Source organism: Anaeromyxobacter sp. K, assembly GCF_000020805.1.
GTDB classification, from domain to species: Bacteria; Myxococcota; Myxococcia; order Myxococcales; family Anaeromyxobacteraceae; genus Anaeromyxobacter; species Anaeromyxobacter dehalogenans.
On sequence record NC_011145.1, the window covers coordinates 3,026,131 to 3,047,971 of the forward strand.

21 protein-coding genes are annotated in these 21,841 nt (G+C 74.8%); 9 read left to right on the plus strand and 12 right to left on the minus strand.

Features of this window, described 5'->3' with window-relative positions:
* Positions 1-127: 127 nt before the first annotated feature.
* Both ANAEK_RS13615 and ANAEK_RS13620 read left to right on the plus strand, forming a co-directional pair.
* Positions 128-1,369: a parallel beta-helix domain-containing protein gene (locus tag ANAEK_RS13615; RefSeq protein ID WP_012526711.1), complete on the plus strand. Its 1,242-nt coding sequence runs from the start codon at positions 128-130 to the stop codon at positions 1,367-1,369.
* The gene (locus ANAEK_RS13620; RefSeq protein ID WP_012526712.1) at positions 1,366-2,469 is read left to right on the plus strand and encodes an SO2930 family diheme c-type cytochrome; all 1,104 of its coding nucleotides are present in this window, start codon (positions 1,366-1,368) and stop codon (positions 2,467-2,469) included. The genes ANAEK_RS13615 and ANAEK_RS13620 overlap by 4 nt, the downstream gene beginning before the upstream one ends.
* Positions 2,470-2,535: 66 nt before the next feature.
* On the opposite strand, the gene serC is transcribed toward ANAEK_RS13620, so the two are convergent.
* Genes serC through lpxB form a run of 4 tightly spaced genes read right to left on the minus strand, consistent with a single transcriptional unit; the run spans position 2,536 to position 6,302 of the window.
* Complete coding sequence (gene serC / locus ANAEK_RS13625) at positions 2,536-3,663, minus strand: 3-phosphoserine/phosphohydroxythreonine transaminase (protein ID WP_012526713.1); 1,128 nt, start codon at positions 3,661-3,663, stop codon at positions 2,536-2,538.
* 33 nt (positions 3,664-3,696) lie between these two features.
* Positions 3,697-4,350 (minus strand): MarC family protein, encoded by a 654-nt coding sequence (locus ANAEK_RS13630; RefSeq protein WP_012526714.1) that lies wholly within the window; start codon positions 4,348-4,350, stop codon positions 3,697-3,699.
* A 54-nt stretch (positions 4,351-4,404) separates the two neighbouring features.
* Positions 4,405-5,154, minus strand: a complete 750-nt coding sequence (locus tag ANAEK_RS13635) for a polyprenol monophosphomannose synthase (protein WP_012526715.1) — start codon at positions 5,152-5,154, stop codon at positions 4,405-4,407.
* On the minus strand, positions 5,151-6,302 hold the full coding sequence (lpxB, locus tag ANAEK_RS13640; protein ID WP_012526716.1) for a lipid-A-disaccharide synthase: 1,152 nt from the start codon (positions 6,300-6,302) through the stop codon (positions 5,151-5,153). The genes ANAEK_RS13635 and lpxB overlap by 4 nt, the downstream gene beginning before the upstream one ends.
* Before the next feature lie 53 nt (positions 6,303-6,355).
* Here lpxB and ANAEK_RS13645 point away from each other — a divergent pair, with 53 nt between their 5' ends.
* A complete protein-coding gene (locus tag ANAEK_RS13645; protein WP_012526717.1) occupies positions 6,356-6,808 on the plus strand; it encodes a hypothetical protein in 453 nt (150 codons plus the stop codon).
* Positions 6,809-6,832: 24 nt separating this feature from the next.
* Here ANAEK_RS13645 and ANAEK_RS13650 read toward each other — a convergent pair whose 3' ends face one another.
* The 6 genes from ANAEK_RS13650 to ANAEK_RS13675 all read right to left on the minus strand — a co-directional run bounded on the left by ANAEK_RS13650 (position 6,833) and on the right by ANAEK_RS13675 (position 12,744).
* On the minus strand, positions 6,833-7,141 hold the full coding sequence (locus ANAEK_RS13650) for a helix-turn-helix transcriptional regulator (RefSeq protein ID WP_012526718.1): 309 nt from the start codon (positions 7,139-7,141) through the stop codon (positions 6,833-6,835).
* 76 nt (positions 7,142-7,217) lie between these two features.
* Positions 7,218-7,874 (minus strand): rhodanese-like domain-containing protein, encoded by a 657-nt coding sequence (locus tag ANAEK_RS13655; RefSeq protein WP_012526719.1) that lies wholly within the window; start codon positions 7,872-7,874, stop codon positions 7,218-7,220.
* The gene (locus ANAEK_RS13660; RefSeq protein WP_012526720.1) at positions 7,871-8,527 is read right to left on the minus strand and encodes a YeeE/YedE thiosulfate transporter family protein; all 657 of its coding nucleotides are present in this window, start codon (positions 8,525-8,527) and stop codon (positions 7,871-7,873) included. The genes ANAEK_RS13655 and ANAEK_RS13660 overlap by 4 nt, the downstream gene beginning before the upstream one ends.
* Before the next feature lie 11 nt (positions 8,528-8,538).
* The gene (locus tag ANAEK_RS13665; RefSeq protein ID WP_012526721.1) at positions 8,539-9,054 is read right to left on the minus strand and encodes a YeeE/YedE thiosulfate transporter family protein; all 516 of its coding nucleotides are present in this window, start codon (positions 9,052-9,054) and stop codon (positions 8,539-8,541) included.
* A 1-nt stretch (position 9,055) separates the two neighbouring features.
* Positions 9,056-10,531 (minus strand): cytochrome b/b6 domain-containing protein, encoded by a 1,476-nt coding sequence (locus ANAEK_RS13670; RefSeq protein ID WP_012526722.1) that lies wholly within the window; start codon positions 10,529-10,531, stop codon positions 9,056-9,058.
* Positions 10,531-12,744 carry a molybdopterin-dependent oxidoreductase gene (locus ANAEK_RS13675; RefSeq protein WP_012526723.1) on the minus strand — a complete coding sequence of 738 codons (2,214 nt, stop codon included), beginning with the start codon at positions 12,742-12,744 and terminating at the stop codon, positions 10,531-10,533. The genes ANAEK_RS13670 and ANAEK_RS13675 overlap by 1 nt, the downstream gene beginning before the upstream one ends.
* Before the next feature lie 216 nt (positions 12,745-12,960).
* Between ANAEK_RS13675 and ANAEK_RS13680 the strand changes: the two genes are divergently transcribed.
* The 6 genes from ANAEK_RS13680 to ANAEK_RS13705 all read left to right on the plus strand — a co-directional run bounded on the left by ANAEK_RS13680 (position 12,961) and on the right by ANAEK_RS13705 (position 19,375).
* Complete coding sequence (locus ANAEK_RS13680; protein ID WP_012526724.1) at positions 12,961-13,992, plus strand: PA0069 family radical SAM protein; 1,032 nt, start codon at positions 12,961-12,963, stop codon at positions 13,990-13,992.
* 188 nt (positions 13,993-14,180) lie between these two features.
* Positions 14,181-15,404, plus strand: coding sequence for a cell wall metabolism sensor histidine kinase WalK (locus ANAEK_RS13685; protein WP_012526725.1), 1,224 nt, complete (start codon positions 14,181-14,183; stop codon positions 15,402-15,404).
* On the plus strand, positions 15,401-15,796 hold the full coding sequence (locus tag ANAEK_RS13690) for a response regulator transcription factor (RefSeq protein WP_012526726.1): 396 nt from the start codon (positions 15,401-15,403) through the stop codon (positions 15,794-15,796). Before ANAEK_RS13685 ends, ANAEK_RS13690 begins: the two co-directional genes overlap by 4 nt.
* A gap of 132 nt (positions 15,797-15,928) precedes the next feature.
* On the plus strand, positions 15,929-16,594 hold the full coding sequence (locus ANAEK_RS13695; protein WP_012526727.1) for a succinate dehydrogenase cytochrome b subunit: 666 nt from the start codon (positions 15,929-15,931) through the stop codon (positions 16,592-16,594).
* 5 nt (positions 16,595-16,599) lie between these two features.
* The gene (locus ANAEK_RS13700; RefSeq protein WP_012526728.1) at positions 16,600-18,510 is read left to right on the plus strand and encodes a fumarate reductase/succinate dehydrogenase flavoprotein subunit; all 1,911 of its coding nucleotides are present in this window, start codon (positions 16,600-16,602) and stop codon (positions 18,508-18,510) included.
* Between the two features lie 7 nt (positions 18,511-18,517).
* A complete protein-coding gene (locus ANAEK_RS13705) occupies positions 18,518-19,375 on the plus strand; it encodes a succinate dehydrogenase/fumarate reductase iron-sulfur subunit (RefSeq protein ID WP_012526729.1) in 858 nt (285 codons plus the stop codon).
* Between the two features lie 13 nt (positions 19,376-19,388).
* Here ANAEK_RS13705 and ANAEK_RS13710 read toward each other — a convergent pair whose 3' ends face one another.
* Positions 19,389-20,531: a glycosyltransferase gene (locus tag ANAEK_RS13710; RefSeq protein ID WP_012526730.1), complete on the minus strand. Its 1,143-nt coding sequence runs from the start codon at positions 20,529-20,531 to the stop codon at positions 19,389-19,391.
* A 4-nt stretch (positions 20,532-20,535) separates the two neighbouring features.
* Positions 20,536-21,840, minus strand: coding sequence for an O-antigen ligase (locus ANAEK_RS13715; protein WP_012526731.1), 1,305 nt, complete (start codon positions 21,838-21,840; stop codon positions 20,536-20,538).
* Position 21,841: the final 1 nt, after the last annotated feature.

The window sequence follows — 21,841 nt, forward strand, 5'->3', positions numbered from 1 at the left end:
CGCAGCGCCGCCGCCCCGACCGGGATCCTGGCGCAGTGCGCCACGGATCACTCCTTGGGGTTGACCTCCCGGGCGCTCGACGGTGGATCTTGCGGACGGTGCAGCGCGCTTCTTACGGAGCGTGACCATGACCGCTCGTCCGCTCGCCGCCTCCCTGACCGCCGCGCTGCTCCTCGCCTGTGGCTCCGACTCGAAGCCGAAGCCCGCCGACCCGTGCGCCGGCGTCACGGCCCCGTGCACCGCGTTCCCGGCCGGCACCACCGAGGACCGGATCCAGGGCGCCGTCGCGCTCGCCCCCGACGGCGCCACCTTCGTGTTCGGCGCGGGCACGTTCCGGTTCGCGAACGCGCTCGAGGTGACCGCGAACGGGGTCACGATCCGCGGCGCCGGGCGCGACGCCACCGTCCTCGACTTCGCGGGCCAGGTGGGCGCGGAGGGCGTGGGCGCGAGCGGCGACGCGTTCACCCTGAGCGATCTCTCGATCCGCGACACCGCCGGGAACGGCGTGAAGGTGGTGGGCGCGGCCGGGGTGACCATCCGCAACGTGGGCGTGTCCTGGACGCGCCCCGATCTCTCGACCCACGGCGGCTACGGCATCTACCCGGTGCAGTCCACGGACGTGCTGGTGGAGGGCTGCTTCACCTCCGGCGCCACCGACACCGGCATCTACGTGGGCCAGTCGCAGAACATCGTCGTCCGGGACAACGAGGCCACCGGCAACGTCGCCGGCGTCGAGATCGAGAACAGCTGGGACGCCGACGTGCACGGCAACCACCTGCACGGCAACACCGCCGGCGTGCTGGTGTTCGACCTCCCCGGCCTGCCGCAGCAGGGCGGGCACTCGGTCCGGGTGTTCGACAACCGCATCCTCGACAACGACCACCCGAACTTCGCCCCGGCGGGCGGCATCGTGGCCATCGTGCCGGCCGGCTCCGGCGTGGTGGTGATGGCGAACCACGACGTGGAGGTGTTCGGGAACACCATCCAGGGGAACCAGACCGCCGCGGTGGGCGTGATCAGCTACCTGCTCACCGGCCAGGCGCCGCCCGACGGCTACGATCCGTTCCCGCGCCGGGTGCACGTGCACGGCAACACCATCTCCGGGAACGGCACCGCGCCGGACGCGGCCACCCCGCTCGGCGCCGCGCTCGGCCAGGTCCGGACCGCGCTCGGCGCCGACCTGCCCGACGTGATGTGGGACGGCATCCCCGACCCGACCGGCTCGGGCGCGAACCCGCAGGAGATCTGCGTCGCCGCGGGCGCGTCCTGGCTCAGCCTGGGCGCGGCGAGCGACCCGTGGACGCCGGATCCGGACGACACCGCGTTCCGCTGCGCGCTCGACCCGCTGCCGGCGGTCGTCCTGCCGTGAGGCGCTCCGCGGCGGCGCTGGCGCTCGCGGCCGGGCTGGCCGGGTGCGGCGGCGGCTCCTCCGGCGCGCCCGCCGGCCCGTGCAGCCCGCCCGGCGCCGGCTTCGATCCCGACCGCCCCGCGCAGCGGCTGTCGGAGCTCTGCCTGGTGGAGGCCGCGGGCGGCGGCACCGTCGCGCCGCGGCCCGGGGTCGTGCCCTACGACCTGAACACGCCGCTGTTCTCCGACTACGCCCTCAAGACCCGCACCGTGTGGTTGCCGCCCGGCACGCGCGCCGCGTACGACGCGGAGGCGCCGCTCGATCTGCCGGTGGGCGCGATCGTCACGAAGACGTTCGCGCTCCCGCCCGACCTGCGGACCCCGACCGCCGCGCTCCGGCTGCTCGAGACGCGGCTGCTCGTGCGCACCGCGCAGGGCTGGCGCGGGTTCCCGTACCTGTGGAACGCCGCGCAGACGGACGCGACGTTCCAGCCCGGCGGCGCGGTGCTCCAGCTCCCGCTGGTCACCCCCTCGGGCGCGGCGGTGACCGCGAGCTACCTCGTCCCGAGCGTCACCCAGTGCGCGCGCTGCCACGCCGACACGCCCGACGGCGCGCTCCACCTGCTCGGCCCGACGGCCCGGAACCTGAACCGCACCCTGGCCTATCCCTCGGGCCCGGAGAACCAGCTCGCGCACTGGAGCGCGGCCGGGATCCTGGAGGGCGCGCCCGCGCCCGCGGACGCCCCCCGCCTGCCCGTCTGGAACGATCCCGGCACCGGGAGCGTCGCGGCGCGCGCCCGCGCCTGGCTCGAGGTGAACTGCGCGTTCTGCCACTCGCCCGGCGGCCTGGCGCGGACGACCGGCCTGTACCTCGGCACCGGGGTGACCGACCCGTACCAGCTCGGCGTCTGCAAGCCGCCCGTCGCGGCCGGGCCCGGGTCGGGTGGGCTCGCCTACGACGTCGTACCGGGCGACCCCGACGCGTCGATCCTCGTGTATCGCGTGGCCGCGACCGATCCGGTGGCGGTGATGCCGCAGCTCGGGCGGAGCGTGGTGAGCGAGGAGGGGCTGGCGCTGGTTCGCCAGTGGATCGCCGAGCTGCCGTCGCAGCCCTGCCCCTGAACGACGGCGGGCCCGGCCCTCGCGCGGAGGGACCGGGCCCGGCGGGCGCGGCGAGCGGGCTCGGCGCTAGCCGCGCTTCGCGAAGTCCTGCATGAACGCGCAGAGCTCGTCGAGCCAGGCCGGCTCGACCGCGTTGTAGGTGGACACGCGGATGCCGCCCACCGAGCGGTGGCCCTTCAGGCCCACCATGCCCTTCGCCTTGGCCTCCTTCACGAAGCGCTCCTCGTCGGCCTCGGCCGGCAGCCGGAACACCACGTTCATCACCGACCGGCTCTCCCGCTCCACCGGGCAGCGATAGAAGCCCGGGTTCGCGTCGATGACGCCGTACAGCTTCCCGGCCTTGGCGCGGTTCCGCTGCTCCATGGCGCCCAGGCCGCCGAGCCCCTTCAGCCACGCGAGCACGTTCCGGATCATGTAGATGCCGAAGGTGGGCGGCGTGTTGTAGAGCGACTTGTTCTCGGCCGGCGTTCGGAGCTGGAAGATCTTCGGGATGTCCTTGCGGCCGGCGGCCACCAGGTCCTTGCGGACGATCACCACCACCACGCCCGAGGGCCCGATGTTCTTCTGCGCGCCCGCGTAGATCAGCCCGAACCGCGAGACGTCCACCGGCTTCCACAGGAAGTCGGACGACATGTCCGCGACCAGCGGGACCTTGCCCGCGTCCGGGAACGGCCGGGCCGGATCCACCGCGAACTGCACGCCGTGGATGGTCTCGTTCGAGGTCAGGTGCAGGTACGCCGCGTCGGGCGAGACCTGGAGGTCGGCGGCGGTGGCGGCGCGGACGTAGCGCTTCTCCTTGCCCTCGCCCTCGCCGGTGGTGCCGGCCAGGCGCGCCGACGCGCCCAGCATCGCGGTGGCGGCCTTCGCCTCGGAGAACGCCTTCTCGCCCCAGGCGCCGGTCACCAGGTAGTCGGCGCCGCGGCCCTTCTCGACGAGGTTCATCGGGATCTGCGCGAAGAGCTGCGACGCGCCGCCCTGCACGAACAGCACGTCGTAGGCGTCGGGCACGCCCAGCAGCTCGCGGAGCAGCGCCAGCGCCTCGTCGTGCACCGCCTCGTACTCCTTGCCGCGGTGCGAGTGCTCCATCACCGACATGCCGCTGCCGGCGAAGTCGAGGAACTCGTCGCGGGCGCGCTCCAGCGCGGGCAGAGGGAGGGCGGCGGGGCCGGCATTGAAGTTCTTCACGCGGGGCATGGTCTCCTCGGGGGTAGGTGGGGGACCGGGGATTTATTGGAGCCGGAAGGGCCGCGGCAACCCTTCCGCGAGCCCGTCCATCATGAACTGGACGGCGATGGCCACCAGCAGCAGGCCGGCGACGCGCTCCAGGATGGCGAGGCCGGTGCGCCCGAGCACCTTCTCGGTCCGGGCCGCACCCGCAAGGATGAGGTAGCTGGCCAGGCAGGTGAGCGCGATGGCGAGCAGGACCGGCAGCGGGTGCCACCAGTCCTCGCTGCGCGCGCGCACCATCAGCACGATGGCGGTGGCGATGGAGCCGGGGCCGGCCAGCAGCGGCATGGCCAGCGGCACGATGGCCACGTCCTCCTTGTCGGCGCTGGCGTCCACTTCACCCTGCGTGATCCGGGTCCGGGACGGCTGGGTGCGCACCATGTCCAGGGCGAGCAGCAGCAGCACCACGCCGCCCGCGACCTTGAACGCGGGCAGGCCGATGCCGAGGAGGCGGAAGATCCACTCCCCGGTGAGCGCGAACGCGGCGAGCACGGCGAACGCGGTCACCGAGGCGCGCAGCGCGATCTCGCGGCGCCGGCGCGGGTCGTCGTTGCGGGTCAGCGCCAGGAAGAACGGCACCGCCGAGAACGGGTCGACCACGAAGAACAGGGCCGAGAAGGAGACGAAGCAGAGGGTCGCGAGCTGCAGGGCCATCGGGCGCGCAGCCTACCTCGCCCGCGGTGGGCGGGAAAGCGCGGAGCGGCGCGGTCAGGCCGCCGGCGGCAGCCCGGGCCGCGGCTCGGCGCGCGCGAACGCGGAGAAGCGGATCGCCCACACCTTGCGGATGGCCTCGAGCACGATGCGCCGGGACATCTTGGACTGCCCCACCCGGCGGTCGGCGAACACGATGGGGATCTCCGCCACCCGGAACCCGCGCCGGATGGCCCGGTACGTCAGCTCGATCTGGAACGCGTAGCCGGAGCACTCCACCGAGGGCAGGTCGATGGCCTCCAGCACCTCGCGGCGGAAGCACTTGAAGCCGCCGGTGAGGTCGCGGACGCGGACGCCCAGGATGGTGCGGGCGTAGAGGCTCCCGCCGCGCGAGATGATCTTCCGCCCGAGCCCCCAGTTCACCGTCCCGCCTCCCGGCACGTAGCGCGAGCCGAGCACCAGGTCGGCGTCGGCGGCGCTGGCCAGCAGCGCGGGCAGGTACTTCGGGTCGTGCGAGAAGTCGGCGTCCATCTCGAGCACGAGGTCGTACCCGCGCTCCAGCGCCCAGGCGAAGCCGGCCAGGTACGCCCGGCCCAGCCCCTCCTTGCCGGCGCGGTGGAGCACGTGCACGCGCGGCTCGCGCGCGGCGAAGGCGTCGGCGAGCCGGCCGGTCCCGTCCGGCGAGTTGTCGTCGATGACCAGCACCTCGACGGACGGCGCGGCCTCCAGGATCGCGCGGAGGATCGGCTCGAGGTTGTCCCGCTCCTCGTACGTCGGCAGGCACACCAGCGCGCGCCCAGGCGTCATCGCATCACCCCCAGCACCTCTTCCGCCACCCGGAGCGGCGCGCCCGGCTCGCCCAGCGACGCCCGCACCTCCCGCAACGCCGCGATCTGCGCCTCCCGCGCGGCGCGATCGCCGAGCAGGTGCTCCACCTCCGCCGCCATCCGCTCGGGGCTCGCGTCCCCCTGGAGCAGCTCGGGAACGATCCCCCTCCCTGCCAGGATGTTCACCAGCGCCACGTGCGCAATCTTCACCAGCATCCGCGCCACCGCGTAGGAGAGCCACGACAGCTTGTAGACCACCACCATGGGCCGGAGCATGAGCCCCGCCTCCAGGGTGGAGGTCCCGCTCTTCACCAGCGCCGCGTCGCTCGCGCCGACCACCTCCTCGGTGCGGCCGTCCACCAGGCGCACCTCCAGCGTGCGGTGGGCCGCGAGGTACGGCTCGAGCGCGGCGCGGTCCAGCGTGGGCGCCACCGGGACCACGAACTGCGCATCCGGGTGGGCCGCGCGCAGCCGCTCGGCGGCCTGGAGCATCGGCGGGAGCAGGCGCTTCAGCTCGGACGGGCGGCTGCCCGGGACCATGGCGATGGTGGTCCGGGAGGCCGGGAGGCCCAGCGCCGAGCGGTAGGCCTCGGCCGGCCCGGGCGGCGGCCGCTCGGCGAACGGGTGGCCGACGAAGCGGGCCGACACCCCGGTGCCCTCGTAGAAGCGCTCCTCGAAGGGGAGGATGCAGAGCATCCGGTCCACCACCCGCGCGATCTTCTTCGCGCGGCCCTGGCGCCAGGCCCAGATGGTCGGCGACACGTAGTAGACCACCGGGATCCCGAGCTTCTTGAGGCGCGCCGCGAGCCGGAGGTTGAAGTCCGGCAGGTCCACCAGCAGCGCGGCCCTGGGGCGGCGCTCGGCGGCGGCGCGGCCGAGCATCCGCAGGATCCCGAGGATCCGCGGGATGCGGGGGAGGACCTCGGCGAGGCCCATCACCGAGATGTCCTCGGCCGGCGCGAGCGCCTCGAGCCCCGCCTCGCGCAGCCGCGGCCCGCCCACGCCGAAGGCGGTGATCCCGGGGCGGAGCCGCTGCAGCTCGTGGAGGGTCCGGGCCGCGTGAAGGTCCGCGCTGGCCTCGCCCGCCACGATCAGGATCTGGTCCGTCAAGCGCGGGCTATATAGCACGCCGCCCCCGGGCGGTCTGGCCCCGGAGGCCGATCCGTGATGTGCTGTCGCACATGGATGGGGGAACCGCGGGCGCGCGGGCGCGCGAGGTGGGATGGCTCGCGGCCACGCTGGCGGCGCTGCTGCTCGCGCTCGTCCTCGAGCACTACGTCATCCACGAGCAGATGATCCTGCCGTGGATCGCGGTGTCCCCCGAGGTGCCGCCCTGGATGATCGGCGCCCAGGTGGTCCCGGAGATCATCGTCTGCTTCCTGTTCGGCTGGCGCCTGCGCGGCCTGGGCTGGATCGTGATCTACGGGGCGGCCGCCGCGGCGCTCCGGCAGGCGTTCTACGCGCTCCTCACCCGCATCGGCGCGAGCGGGCACCCGGAGACGCTGTTCGGCCCTCCGTCCGAGTTCGCGCGCACCGCGCCGCTCGTGGCGGTGATGTACTTCCTGGCGTTCGGGCTCGCCTCGATGGGCGCCCGCGAGCCCGGTCCCCTCCCCGGCGCGCGCTCCCGACCGTAGGCGGCGCGCCTCGGGGCGGGCCCCTCACCGGCGGCAGCGCTCCATGCAGTGCACCAGGCCGCGCAGGTTCTCCTCGGCGATCCGGTAGCGCGCGAACCCGTCCTCGCGCGCGGCCAACACCAGGCCGTGCTCTCGCAGCACCCGGAGCTGCTGCGAGACGATGACCGGGTCGGCGCCGAGCCGACCTGCCAGGCCGCCGACGGTCTCGTCGCCCTGGCAGAGCAGCGCCACGAGCCGCAGGCGGAGCGGATGGGCGACGGCCTTCAGGACCGCGGCGACGCGCTCGGCGCGCTCGGGGTCTGCGAAGATGGGCGGCGGCGGGGGTGCGGACACGGGCGAACTCTAGCGGCAGCGCCGCCCGCGAGAGGCGCGGCGAGGTGCCGCGCCGAGGGGCCCGGGACGCGCCGGGCTACCCGCAGCCGCCGGAGATCTTCTTCTTCGCGCCGCCGGCCTTCGCCTTGCCTCCGGCCTTCAGCAGGTCCGGCCGGAAGTCGAGCCGCGCGAGCGTCTGGAGCGCCTCGACGCCCGAGGCCACGCGGTCGGGCGAGGGCGCCGACAGCGCGGCCTGCGCCGCCGCCAGCGCCTCGGCGTAGCCCGCCGGCGGGGCCGCCTCGGCGAACAGCGGCACCGGCAGCGCCAGCGCCAGGTACCAGGCGCGCGCGCCGTCCACGAGGTAGTGGACCCGCGCGCCCGGGTCGGCGCGCCGCGCCTCCTGCACCAGCCGGAGCGCGACCTCGTCCTTCCCGGCGTAGACGAGCGTGAACGGCCGGCCGCGGGCGTGCGCCAGCACGTCCTCCGCGGACGCGCCCGGCAGGCTCTCCGCGCCGGGCAGGTGGTAGCGGGCGTAGGCGTCGGCGGGACGGACGTCCAGCACCGCCGCCCGGCCCGCCGCCTGGACCACCCCGGCGGCGGCCTTCCACACGTCGAGCGCGGCGTCCGCCGGCGGCGGCGTCAGGTCGACCGGGAGCTCGGCGCGGGCCGAGTGGCCGGTGGCGAGCGCCAGCACGAGGTAGGTGGCGGCCGCGGCGACGAGCGCGGCGGCCCCGGTCCGGTTCGTGATCCTCACGGCGCCCTCCTCTCCGCGGCGGCGGCGCCGGACGGCACCGACTGCGGCCCCTGCCCCGCCGGCGTGGCGCGGCGGTTCACCCACCGCTCGATCCGGCCCACCCCCCAGAACGCGCCCACCGCGAGCAGCGCCACCGCGAACACGACCACGCCGGACGGGAGGCGCAGCCACTCGTGCAGCAGGACCCGGCCGCGGCCGCCGGCGTCGGCGAGCGGCGCGAACGTGTCGGCGCCGAGCGTGTAGACGAGCGTGCCGACGAGCAGCCCGCCGATGAACAGGAGCGCGTCGAGCTTGCCGGAGACCGCCCCCACCAGCGAGGTGCCCGGGCAGTAGCCGCCCACGATGAAGCCGGCCCCGACCAGGAGCCCGCCCACCGCCTGCGCGGGCGGGAAGGTGTCGAGGATGCCGAGCGTGGAGAGCGGCACGACGCCGGCGAGGTCGAGGAAGTAGACGCCCACCATGGCCGTGACGATGGCGGTGAACATCACCCGCAGCACGCGGAAGTCGCGGCCGTAGAAGACGGCGGCGAGGTTGCGGGCGGTGCCGAAGCCGGCGCGCTCCAGCGCGAAGCCGAAGCCCATGCCCACCAGCACCGAGACGATCATCTCGACGGGGTGCGAGAACCGGAGGACGACGGAGAGAGGGCCTTCCACGGCGTGCCTCCTTAGATCCACTGACGGCGCACGAACCACGCGAGGGCGTAGGCGCCGGCGAAGACGCACAGCATGAACAGCCAGCTCCCCAGCGCGAGCTGCGCGCCGCCGGTGAGCGCCTGACCGCTGGTGCAGCCGCGCGCGAGCTGCGCGCCGAAGCCCGCCAGCGCCCCGCCCGCGCCCGCCAGCACCCACCGCCAGCGCCGATCCGCGCGCGGGCCCATCACCGTCTCGGCCTTGAAGCGCCGCGCCGTGAGCACCGCGATCCCGCCGCCGAGCAGCGTGCCGGCGGTGAGCCACACGATCCAGTCGTCCATCGAGGCGCGCGCCGGGTCGGCGAAGAACCGGCCCACGCTGACGTTCTCCTCCGTCCAGGTGGGGGAGGCGGCGTGCAGCCCGGCCGCCACCACGTGCTTGAACGACCCGCTCGCGCCCAGGCCGCGCCCGGTCAGCACGAAGCTGGCGAGAAGCACCAGGCCCAGCAGGAAGCCGGCCTTGTACGGGTTCCAGTACGGTCGCTGCTCCACGTCACTCCTCCTTCGCGTCCGGGGCGCCGGGCGTCCCGGGGTGCGGCTCGTTCGCGGCCCTCGCCACCCACTTCGCGCTGTGGCGGGCCGCGTGCGCCAGGTCGATCCGGCCGGTGATCATCGAGCGGAGCGCGGGACGCTCGTCGGCGATGACCACCGCCATGGTGAGGTGGACGGCCAGGCCGGCGACCACGAGCGCGATGGCGAGCCCGTGCACCACGACGGCCGCCGAGACCACCTCCGCGGGTCCGAGGTGGAACGTCATCACCAGCCCGCTCGCGACGATGGTCGCGGTGGCGACCAGCACCAGCACCGCGAACAGCTTCTGGCCGGCGTTGTACTTGTCCTGCGGCGGCAGCGGGCCGCGCCACGCGCCCGCCATGGCGAGCGGCTTCCGGACCAGCCAGGCGAGGTCGTCGCGCGTCACCCGCACGTCCTCGCGGACGTGCCGGAGGCCGCCCTTGAACAGGAGGAACAGCGGGATCACCACCGCGGCCCAGGCCAGCCCCCAGCCGACGTGGAGCCTGAGGAGCGCGGCCCGCCCGCCCAGCGCGGCGGCGACGGCGTCCGCGACGTCGGGGCCGAGCAGCGCGAAGCGCGCCGCGGAGAGCAGGCCCACGCCGCTGACGACCAGCGCGATCCAGGAGAGCGCGTTCAGCCAGTGGAGCGCGCGCAGGCCGGCCGGGTGGCGGTGCAGCGTGCGCGGCGGCGCCGAGGGCAGCGCGCAGGCGCCCTCGGCCTCCTCGCGGCGCACGCGGTCCATCCTCGCCTTCAGGTTCACGAGCAGCCCGCCGCCGATCGAGAGCGCGCCGAGCCCCGGCACCACCGCGCGCGTGAGCGGCCGGGCCGCGCGGTCCCAGGCCGAGGTGAGCCAGGCGGTGCGCGGTGGGCGGGCGATGCCCTGGGCGAGCACGACGTCGCGGGCACGGTCGCCGGCGTAGAGCGTGCGCGGCCGGACGTCGATCCCGGGCACCGCCAGCGGGCGCGCGCCGCGCGCCGCGGCGGCGACGGAGATGGCCGACCCGGGGTCGTCGAGATCGCCGAACACGCGGCACTCGGCCGGGCAGGTCTCGACGCACGCCGGCCGCTCGCCGCGCGCCACGAACGGCGCGCACAGGTTGCACTTCTCGACCACGTTCTTCACCGGGTCCACGTGGCGCGCGCCGTACGGGCACGCGGCGACGCAGGTGCCGCAGCCGATGCACACGTCCGCGTCCACCACCACCACGCCGTTCGCGTCCACGTACGTCGCGCCGGACGGGCAGTCCACCGTGCACGGGTGCGCCTCGCACTGCATGCACACGCCCGGGTAGAACGTGACGGCGAGGTCGCCGCCGGCGCGCGTCCCGGTCTCGAACGTGTGGACCCAGTCGCGCGCCGCGCCGGGGCCGGAGTCCCACTGCTCCTTGCAGGCCGACACGCAGGCCTTGCAGCCCACGCACAGGTCGAGGTCGATCAGCATCGCGTGGCGCGCCATCACGCCTCCGCCCGGCGCACCGTGACGAGCTGGGTGCGCATGCCGGTCGAGCCGCTGATGGGGTCGACCACGTAGTCGTCGATCACCGCGCCGTCGTCGCCGCCGCGCCCGCGGGCGCGGTGGAGCCGGTGGGCCCAGTGGCCGAAGCCGTGGACCATGTACACCGCGCCGTCCGGGATCCGCTCGGTGACGTGCAGCGCGAGCGGCCCGGTCTCGCTGCCGTGGGCGTTGCCGACCATGACCCGCTCCCCGGCCGCGAGGCCGAGCGCGGCCGCGTCCGCCGGGCTCATCCAGAGCGTGTTCTCGGGCTCGAGGTCGAACAGGATGGGGTTGTTCTGGGTGCGGCCGAACGTGTGGAGCGGGCTGCGGCCGTAGAGCAGCCGGAAGCGCCCGGGCGGCGGCGGCGGGGGTCCCTTCCACACCGGGAGCGGGTCGAAGCCCGCGTCGGCGAGCCGCTGCGACCAGAGCTCGATCCTGCCGGACGGCGTGTGGAAGCGGTACGCCTCGCCGTCGCCCAGGTAGAGCGGCGTCTTCCGGGGGACGAGCGCGATCCCGTCGCGCCTCAGCGGGTCGAGCGACAGGCCGGCGGAGGCGAGCCGGACCTCGAGGTACTCCTCGAACGTCGCCCACGGGAAGAAGTCGCCCACGCCGAGCGCGGTCCCGAGCTCCTTCGCGATGCGCCACGCGGGCCGCGTGTCGTGCGGCGAGGCCACCGCCGGCTGGCGCAGGCCCACGTACGGCGTCCGCGTGAAGCCGAGCGAGAGGTCGTCGTAGCGCTCGAGGTAGGTGTCCTCCGGGAGCAGCACGTCGGCGTACTGGGTGATCTCGGTGGGCGCGACGTCGCAGACCACCAGCAGGTCGAGGTTCGCGATCGCCTCGCGCGTCTCCCGCACGTTGGGCATCGCCTGCACCAGGTTCGTGCCGTGCACGAACCAGCCCTTCACCGGGTACGGCTTGCCGGTGCGGGTGGCGTCGCGGAGGCCGTTGGTGGTGACCTCCTCCGCGAACGGGAAGCGGCCGGCGGCCTGGTCCACGTTCCGGGGCAGGTCCGGGAAGTCCGGCGTGGGGTAGTCGCCGACGGTGGCGCGCTCGGTCCGGTAGGTCGATCCGGGTCGCCACCAGGCGCCGAGCAGCGCGGAGAGGATCGCCTGGGCGCGGGCGCGCTGCGTGTCCTCCTCGCCATACCAGGCGGTGTGCCGGCCGGGGTGGACGACCACCGCCGGCATCGCGTTCACCATGAGGCGATACGCGTCCACGATCCGCTGCGCCGGCACGCCGGCGCGCTCGGCCGCCCAGGCCGGATCGAACGGAGCCACGTGCGCCGCCAGCCGGTCGAAGCCGGTGGTGCGGGCCTCCACGAAGGCGCGGTCGTAGGTGCGCTCCGCGACGAGCAGGTGGAGCCAGGCCAGGATCACCGCGGTGTCGGCGCCCGGGCGGATGGGCAGCCACACGTCGGCCTTCGAGGCCACGGTGGAGAGGCGCGGATCCAGCACCACCAGCGACGCGCCGCGGACGCGCGCCTTCACCAGCTCCTGCACCTGGCCGTTGTGCGCGTTCTCGCCGAGGTGCGACCCGAACAGCACGACCGCGCGCGCGTTCTCCAGGTCGATCGGCTCGGGCGAGACCAGCTTCTCGCCGAACGTGAGCTGGTAGCCGACGTTGCGGGCGCCCTTGCACTGCGCGTACGAGGGGCCCGCGTAGTTGGGCGAGCCGTACGCCACCAGCATCTGCCGGAGCAGGGGCCCGCCGCTGCCGTGGTAGAAGAGCGCGAGCGCCTCGGCGCCGTGCCGCGCCTTGATGTCGCCGAAGCCCCGCGCGACGATCTGGTACGCCTCGTTCCACCCGGCGCGGCGGAACTTCCCCTCGCCGCGTGCGCCGGTCCGGATCAGCGGGTGCGTGAGCCGGTCCGCGTCCACCACCGACGCCGCGCCGGCCTGCCCCCGCCCGCACAGCTTCCCGTTCGCGTTCGGGTACCGCGGGTGCCCCCGCAGCGAGAGCACGCGGTTCTTCCGCACGCGCGCCACCGCCCCGCAGTTCCAGAAGCACAGCTCGCAGAACGTCGGGACCTCGCGCTCCGGCGGCAGGGCGTCGTCGGCCTGCGCGAGGCCGAACGCCTCCGCGCGATCGGGCGCCGCCGCGGCGCCCGCGGCCGCGCCCGCCGCCGCCAGCTCCAGGAACGTCCTCCGCCCGATGCGCACGCCGTCCTCCGCCATCTCGCGCTCCCCGCCGGCGGCACCGCCGACCATCGCGATGGAGCCGCGAACGGCCGCCGGGGATTCTCGCCCGGATCCGATTTTCTCGTGTGATTTCAGCGACGCGCAGCGCTTGCGCCGGCGGCCGCCGCGCCGCAGCGCTTGCGCCCGCCCCCGCGAAAAGCTCGCGCCCACCCGGGCCTTGAGCCTGAACGTCCGTTCCGGTACGCATCCGGCATGAAGCCGCGCGCCGCCTGGAACCCGCCCAACCCGTGGGCCGCCGCCGAGATCGAGTGGGACGACGGCCCGCCCCCCGCGCGGATCACGCTGCTCGAGGACGCCACCCGGGACGTCCTCTCCCGCAACGACAGCCCCGACATCCCGTTCCGCTGGAGCGTGAACCCGTACCGCGGGTGCATGCACGCGTGCGCGTACTGCTACGCGCGGCCGACGCACGAGTACCTGGGCATGGGCGCGGGCACCGACTTCGACACCCGCATCGTGGTGAAGCGGCGCGCGCCGGAGCTGCTCCGCGCCGCGTTCGACCGGCCCGGCTGGAAGGGCGAGGAGGTGGCGTTCTCCGGCGGGACCGACGCGTGGCAGCCGATCGAGGCGGAGCTGAGGCTCACGCGCGGCTGCCTCGAGGTGTGCGCCGCCTACCGGAACCCGATCCGCGTGGTCACCAAGTCGGCGCTGCTGGAGCGCGACCTCGACCTGCTGCAGGAGCTGGCGCGGTGCTCCCGCGTGCTGATCTCGGTGAGCCTCCCGTTCCTCGATCCGGCGCTGGCGCGCGCGCTGGAGCCATGGGCGCCCTCCCCTGCGCGGCGGCTCCGCCTCATCGAGCGGCTGGCGCGCGCCGGGCTCTCGCCCGGCGTCCTCGTCGCGCCGGCGATCCCCGGGCTCGACGACCAGGTCCCGCGGGTGCTGGCGGCGGCGGGGGCGGCGGGCGCCGAGCGCGCCGCGTGGGTCCTGCTGCGCCTTCCCGGATCGGTGGCGCCCGTGTTCGAGCAGCGGCTGCGGGCGGCGCTCCCCGACGCCGCCGCGCGCGTGATGCACCTGGTGCGCGAGACGCGCGAGGGCCGGACGTACGACCCCGCCTTCCCCACCCGGCGGCGCGGGACCGGGGCGTACGCCGCCGTGATCGCCCAGGTGTTCGCGCGCCACGCCTCCCGCCTCGGGCTGGACCGGTCCGAGCCCCCACTCGACGGGCCGTCCCCTTTCCGGCGTCCCGGCACCGGGGGACAGCTGGGGCTGTTTGACCCAACGTGAAGACGCGGCCCTCCCAGGCGGGTGACTTTCTCGGGATCTCCCGCTAGACAGGGCTCGTGCGGATCGGGATCCAGGCCGGTGGGGACAGGCCCCTCGCCTCCCTGCCGGGGACGGAGCCCGCGCGAGCCTCGCGGTGGTGGCGCGGCCGGAGCGCCTGGTCGCCGGGCCGCATCGTGGCCGCCTACGCCATGATCAGCCTGCTCTGGATCGCGTTCTCCGACGCGGTGCTGGTCCACCTCGTGCCCGATCCGGTCCTGCGGGGCCGGGCGCAGACCGTCAAGGGCGCGTTCTTCGTGGTGGTCACCTCCGCGCTGCTGCTCGAGCTGATCCGGCGCGGCGACCTGGGCCTGCGCACGCTCGGCGCCGAGGTGCGCGCCACCGTGGACAGCATGGTGGACGCGGTGCTCCTGGTCGACGAGGAAGGCCGCATCGTGGAGACGAACCGCGCGGCCGTCGAGCTGCTGGGGGTCGCCACGAAGGAGGACCTGCTCGTCCCGCTCCGCGACTGGGGGCGACGCTTCGACCTCCGGTACCTGGACGGCACGCCGGTGCCCTACGAGCGCTACGCGGCGGTGCGGGCGCTCTCCGGCGAGCGCATCAAGGCCTACGACGCGATGGCCCGGCGGGCCGACGGCGCCGACGTCTACTTCAGCGTCTCGGCCGCGCCGGTGGAGGGCGCCGGGCACCGCGTGCTGGCGGTGGCGGTGCTGCGCGACGTCACCGCCGCCCGCCGGCTCGACGAGATGCGCGAGGAGTTCCTTTCGACCGCCGCGCACGAGTTCAAGACCCCGCTGGCGGTCGTGAAGGCCTACGCGCAGCTCATGCAGAAGCGCGCGCCCGGGGATCCGGGCCTGGCGGTGATCCAGCGACAGGTGGACCGGCTCAACCGCCTGGTGCAGCACCTGCTCGACACGTCCCGCCTGCGCCTCCAGGGTGGCGAGGGCCGCCGCGACACGTTCGACGTGTCCTCCCTCGTCGCCGAGGCCATCGAGGAGGCGCGCCCGTCCACGCCCGGTCACGCGCTCGAGGCGGAGGCGCCCGCGCCCGCGGTGGTCCACGCGGATCGCGAGCGGATCCTGCGCGTGCTCACCAGCCTGCTCGACAACGCCATCCGGTTCTCGCCGGCGGGCGGCCCGGTGCAGGTGCGGGTGGAGACGCTGGGGGGCGAGGTGGTCGTCTCGGTGGCGGACCACGGGCTGGGGATCCCGCCCGAGCGGCAGCCGCGCATCTTCGAGCGCTACTACCGCGCGCACGCCGGCACCGACCAGGACTACGGCGGCCTCGGCCTGGGGCTCGACATGAGCCGCGAGATCGTCACCCGCCACGGCGGCCGGATGTGGTTCGAGAGCGTCCCGGGCCAGGGCTCCACCTTCCACTTCAGCCTGCCGCTCGCGGCGCAGGAGGCCTCGTGAGGCGCAGCGTGCTCGTGGTGGAGGACGACCAGGACCTGTCGTCGCTCCTCGAGATGGTCCTCGCCGACGCGGGCCACCGGGTGCGCACCGCCCCGGACGGCCGGGCCGCGCTGGCGGCGGTGGCCGCGGAGATGCCGGGCGTCATCCTGCTCGACATGCGCATGCCCGTCATGAACGGGTGGGAGTTCGCGCGCGAGTTCCGCAGCCGCTACGGCCGGGCCTGCCCGATCGTGGTGGTCACCGCGGCGGAGAACGCCCGCCTGCGGGCGGAGGAGATCGGCGCGGAGGACTGGCTGGCCAAGCCGTTCGACCTCGACGACGTGCTGTACACCGTCGAGCGCCAGCTCGCCGGCGGGGACGAGGGCGGCGCGCCCACGCGCTCGCTGCACTGACGCCCGGCCGCCGGCCCACGCCGGGCCGCGGGCGCCGGGGCCCCGGCCATCCGGTTGGGTCGTCGCCGCCCCGCGCACCCGATCCCACCGTCTGAGCGCGTGGCCGCCGAAACCAGACCGATCGCACGCCCGGTGCCGCGGCCCTCGCGCCTCGCGGCGCTGTGGACGTCGTCGATCGGCAAGAAGGCGCTGATGGCGGTGACCGGCCTGGTGCTGTTCGCGTACGTGGTCGGGCACCTGCTCGGCAACCTGCAGGTGTTCGCGGGGGCGGCGCGGCTCGATCGCTACGCGGAGCTGCTCCGGGTCTCGCCGGCGCTGCTCTGGTCGGTCCGCGCGGTGCTGCTGCTCGCGTTCCTGGTGCACGTGGCGGCCGGCCTCCAGCTCTCGGTGCTGCGGCGGGAGGCGCGGCCGGTGGACTACGCCACCTACCGGCCGGTGGCCTCCACCCCGGCGGCGCGCGGGATGATCTGGAGCGGCCTGCTCATCCTCGGGTTCGTCGTGTACCACCTGCTCGATCTCACGATCGGCGTGGTGAACCCGGACTTCCGGCCGGGGCAGGTCTACCACAACGTCCTCGCCACCTTCGGCCGCGGGCTGGGCGTCGCCATCTACGTCGTGGCGATGATCGCGCTCGGCTTCCACCTCTGGCACGGCATGTGGTCGCTGTTCCAGTCGCTGGGCGTGTCCACGCGGCGGAGCCTGCCCGGCCTGCAGCGCTTCGCGGTGACGGTGGCGTGGATCCTGGCGATCGGGTTCACCGCCATCCCGCTCGCGGTCGTCGTCGGCGTGGTGAGGTAGCGCGCATGCCGCTCGACGCGAAGATCCCGGCGGGACCGATCGAGCAGAAGTGGGCGCAGCGCAAGTACGAGCTGAAGCTCGTGAACCCCGCCAACAAGCGCCGGCACCGGATCCTGGTGGTGGGCACCGGCCTGGCCGGTGCGTCCGCGGCGGCCTCGCTGGCCGAGCTGGGCTACGAGGTCGAGACGTTCTGCTACCAGGACAGCCCCCGGCGCGCGCACTCGATCGCCGCGCAGGGCGGCATCAACGCCGCGAAGAACTACCAGAACGACGGCGACTCGGTGGCGCGGCTCTTCTACGACACCGTGAAGGGCGGCGACTTCCGCTCGCGCGAGGCGAACGTCCACCGGCTCGCCGAGCTGTCGGTGAACATCATCGACCAGTGCGCGGCGCAGGGCGTGCCGTTCGCGCGCGAGTACGGCGGCCTGCTCGCGAACCGCTCCTTCGGCGGCGCGCTCGTCTCCCGCACGTTCTACGCCCGCGGCCAGACCGGCCAGCAGCTCCTGCTCGGCGCCTACCAGGCGCTGCAGCGCCAGGTGGCGGCGGGCAAGGTGGCGAGCCACCCGCGCTGCGAGATGCTGGAGCTGGTGCTGGTGGACGGGCGGGCGCGCGGCGTGGTCACCCGCGACCTCGTCACCGGCGAGGTGCGCTCGCACGCCGGCGACGCGGTGGTGCTCGCGACCGGCGGCTACGGCAACGTCTTCTACCTCTCCACGAACGCGCGCGGCTGCAACGCCACCGCGGTCTGGCGCGCGCACCGCAAGGGCGCGCTGTTCGCGAACCCCTGCTACACGCAGATCCACCCCACCTGCATCCCGCGCTCCGGCGAGTACCAGTCGAAGCTCACGCTCATGAGCGAGTCGCTCCGCAACGACGGGCGGGTCTGGGTGCCCGCCCGCCGCGGCGACGGGCGCCCGCCCGCCGAGATCCCCGACGCGGAGCGCGACTACTACCTGGAGCGGATGTACCCGACCTACGGCAACCTCGCGCCGCGCGACATCGCCTCGCGCGCCGCCAAGACCGTCTGCGACGAGGGGCGCGGCGTCGGGCCCGGCGGGCTGGGCGTCTACCTCGACTTCCGCGACGCGTTCGCACGGCTGGGCCGGCGCGTGCTCGACGAGCGGTACGGCAACCTGTTCGAGATGTACGAGCGCATCACCGGCGACGATCCGCACGAGGTGCCGATGCGGATCTACCCGGCGGTGCACTACACGATGGGCGGCCTTTGGGTGGACTACGACCTGCAGAGCACCATCCCCGGCCTGTTCGTGCTCGGCGAGGCGAACTTCTCCGACCACGGGGCGAACCGGCTCGGCGCGAGCGCGCTCATGCAGGGGCTCGCCGACGGCTACTTCGTCGTCCCCTACACGGTGGGCGACCACGTGGCCCGCGCGCAGGCGAAGGTGGACACCTCGCACGCCGCCTTCCGGGACGCGGAGCGCGAGGTCGCGTCGCGCACCGCGCGGCTGCTGTCCATCGGCGGCCGGCGCACCGCCGACGACCTGCACCGCGAGCTGGGCACGCTGCTCTGGACCGACGCGGGGATGGCGCGCTCGCGGGCGTCGCTGGAGCACGCGCTCGCCGAGATCCCGCGCATCCGGGAGGCGTTCTGGAGCGACCTGCGGGTCCCGGGCACCGGCGAGGAGCTGAACCAGGAGCTGGAGCGCGCCGGCCGCGTGGCCGACTTCCTGGAGCTGGCGGAGCTCCTGTGCCGCGACGCGCTGCACCGCGAGGAGTCCTGCGGCGGGCACTTCCGGGTCGAGCACCAGACGCCGGACGGCGAGGCGCTCCGCGACGACGAGCGGTTCGCCTACGTGGCGGCGTGGGAGTGGAAGGGGCCGGGCGAGGCCCCGGCGCTGCACCGGGAGCCGCTCGCGTTCGAGTACGTGCCGCTCCAGCAGCGCAGCTACAAGTGAGGGGCGCGTGCGCATCGTCCTCGAGATCTGGCGGCAGCGGGACCCGCGGGCGGAGGGCCGGTTCGTCCGGTACGAGGTCACCGACGTCAGCGAGCACATGTCCTTCCTGGAGATGCTCGACGTCCTGAACCAGGCGCTGGTGCAGCGCGGCGAGATGCCGGTCGCGTTCGACTCCGACTGCCGCGAGGGGATCTGCGGGACCTGCGGGTTCCTGGTAAACGGCGAGGCGCACGGGCCGCTCCGGAACGCCACCATCTGCCAGACGCACATGCGCCACTTCCACGACGGCGACGTCCTGCGCCTCGAGCCCTGGCGCGCCGCCGCGTTCCCGGTGGTGCGCGACCTGGTGGTGGACCGGGGCGCGCTCGACCGGATCGTCGCGGCGGGCGGCTACGTCTCGGTGCGGACCGGCGGCGCCCCCGACGCGAACGCCCTGCCCGTCCCGAAGACCGACGCCGACCGCGCCATGGAGGCGGCCGCGTGCATCGGGTGCGGCGCCTGCGTGGCGGCCTGCCCCAACGCCTCGGCGGCGCTGTTCACCGGCGCGAAGATCACGCACCTGTCGCTGCTGCCGCAGGGCCAGCCCGAGCGCCCGCTGCGCGTGCGCTCCATGGCCGAGCAGGCGCGCGCCGAGGGCTTCGGCCACTGCACCTCGATCGGCGAGTGCGCGGCGGTGTGTCCCGCGGGGATCCAGCTCGAGGTGATCGCGCGGATGAACCGCGACTTCCTGCGCGCGGCGTTCTCGCGCGCCGCCGGGGAGCCGCTCACCGTCCTGCCGGTCACGTCGCCGATGCGCCGCTACGAGTCGCAGCCCCCGGACAAGCGCGAGACGGCGGTGCCCGCGGAGGAGCCGGCGAAGCCCTGACCGCGCGCCCCGCTCACCCCAGCCCGGCCACGATCCGCGGCGAGGCGTCCTCGGTCAGGTCCTGGTACAGCGCGTCGTAGGAGAGGCGCATCTGCGCCAGCCCGAACTCCTCCTCCACGATCCGCCGGCCCCGCTCGCCCATGCGGCGCCGCAGCGCCGGGTCGCGCAGCAGGTCGAGGATCCGGCGCGCCAGCGCCGCCGGCGCGCCGGGCGGCACGAGGAAGCCGTTCTGTCCCTCGCGCACCACCTCCGGCGTCCCGCCGACGCGCGTCGCCACCACCGGGAGCCGCATCGCCATGCTCTCCAGGATCGCGTTGGAGATCCCCTCCGCGTAGCTCGCGGACACGCCCGCCACCGCCTGCGCCAGCAGCGCCGGCGCGTCCAGCCGGTGGCCCAGGAAGTGGCACCGGTCGGAGATGCCGAGGCGCCGCGCCAGGCGCTCCAGCAGCGGGCGCCGCACGCCCTCGCCCACCAGCACCAGGCGCGCGTCCGGCCGGGTGCGCAGCACCTCGCGCATGGCCACCAGCAGGTCGGACTGCCCCTTCACCGGGTGGTGCATGTTCGCGATGCAGACCACCGCCCCGGGCTCCGGCACCGGGTGGTCCGGCGCGCGGCGCGCCTCGAGGTCCAGCGCCTCCAGGTCCACCCCGTTGCGCACCACCGCGACCCGGTCCGCCTCCACCCCCTCGCGGACGGCGAGGTCGCGGATGCAGAGCGCGTTCACCAGCACGCGATCGGCCACCCGGGAGGCCGCCTGCAGCAGCGGGCGCCGGTAGCCCTCCAGGTGGTGGCCCAGGTCCACCCGCGTCAGGATGACCGGGACGCGCGCCAGCCGCGCCGCCAGCACCCCCAGCACGTTCGTGTACACGTCCTGGGCGTGGATGACCGCGATCCGCTCCGTGCGGACGAAGCGGACGATGCGCGCGAGCTGCCAGGCGGTGTTGGGGCGGATCATGCGCCCGCCCACGTCGAACACCACCGGCCGCACGCCCGCGACCTCCAGGTCCTGCAGGTGGTCGCCGTCGAGGTGCAGCACCGCCACCACCGGCTCGAAGCGCGCGCGGTCCATCGACCGGACGTTCAGGACGGTCTGCCGCTCCTGCCCGCCGATGCGGAAGCGGTTCTGGAAGATCAGGATCCGCCGCGGCTCGGGCACGGCGTCACCAGCCCGGCGCCGGCGCCGGGGCCGCACGCTCCCCGGCCGCGGCGCGCACCCGGGCCAGGCGGACGGCGGCGACCGCGCAGGCGAACAGGAAGTAGAGGAACCACGAGAGCGAGTAGCCGTTCGCCATCTCGCACACCAGGTACCCGGCGAGCCCGGCGAACACGGCGCGCGCCTCCGGCCCCACCAGCGGATCGTCGCCGGCGCGCCAGGTCTGCCAGAGCAGCCACGCCACGAACGCCGCGAACAGCGCGAACGCGAGGATCCCGAGGTCGCCCACGATCTCGAGCAGGAGGTTGTGGGCCACGTAGCGGCGGCCCCCCGCCTCCAGCGGCGCGTACCGCGCCCAGCTCGCCAGGAACGCGCCCGCCCCGACCCCGGAGAGCGGCCGCTCGTCCACGATGTTCCCGAGCACCTTCCAGGCGTGCTCGCGGCCGGCCACCGAGGCGTCGTCGCGGTAGTCGGCGATGGTGCGCGACCGCTCCCAGAACGACTGCGGCGCGAGCGCCACCACGCCCGCGAGCAGCGCCGCGGCCGCCAGCGGCCCGCGCAGCCTGGCGCCGCGCCCGCGCAGGAGGAACAGGAGCGCCGCCAGCGCCGCCGCCACCGCGCCCGAGCGCGAGTGGGTGAGCACGATGGCCGCGACCTGTGCCGCCACCACGCCCGCGAACAGCACCCGCGCGGCCGGCCGGCGCGCGCGCATCGCCCCGAGCAGCGCGAACGGAAGGACCGCCACCAGGCTCATCGCCAGGCGGTTCGGATCGCCGTACAGCCCGCGCCAGTGCGTGCGGAAGCCCTCCACCAGGTGGTCGTCGTTGGCCCAGACCCAGACGCCGCCGAGGGCCGGGCCGAGCGAGGCGAGCGCCGCCACCCGCAGGAACCGCCCGAGGCGCGAGGGCGCGTCGAGCGCGTTCTGGATCGCGACGAAGACCACCGCCATCTTGGCGCCGTCCACCACGGCGTGGAGCGTGTCCGGGCGCGACAGCGTCCAGGTGAGCGAGAGCGGGATGAAGGCGAGGTAGGCGAGCAGCAGCAGGCTCCCGCCGCCGCCCAGCCGGATGCGCTCGCCCGAGGAGAGCCGGTGCGCGACCACCGCCGCCGCGCACAGGGCCATCGTGACGAAGCCCAGGCGCAGCCGCTCCAGCTCCGGCCACCAGTACATCGGGCTCGCGTACAGCATCGCCACGAACCCGAGCGCCGCCGCGTGCGCGGTCCGGCTCCACCGCCGCGACGCGCGCTCCAGCCCCGCCTCCCGCGCCAGGAGCGCCACGTCCAGCGACGCCGCTTCCGCCCGTGCCCGCATC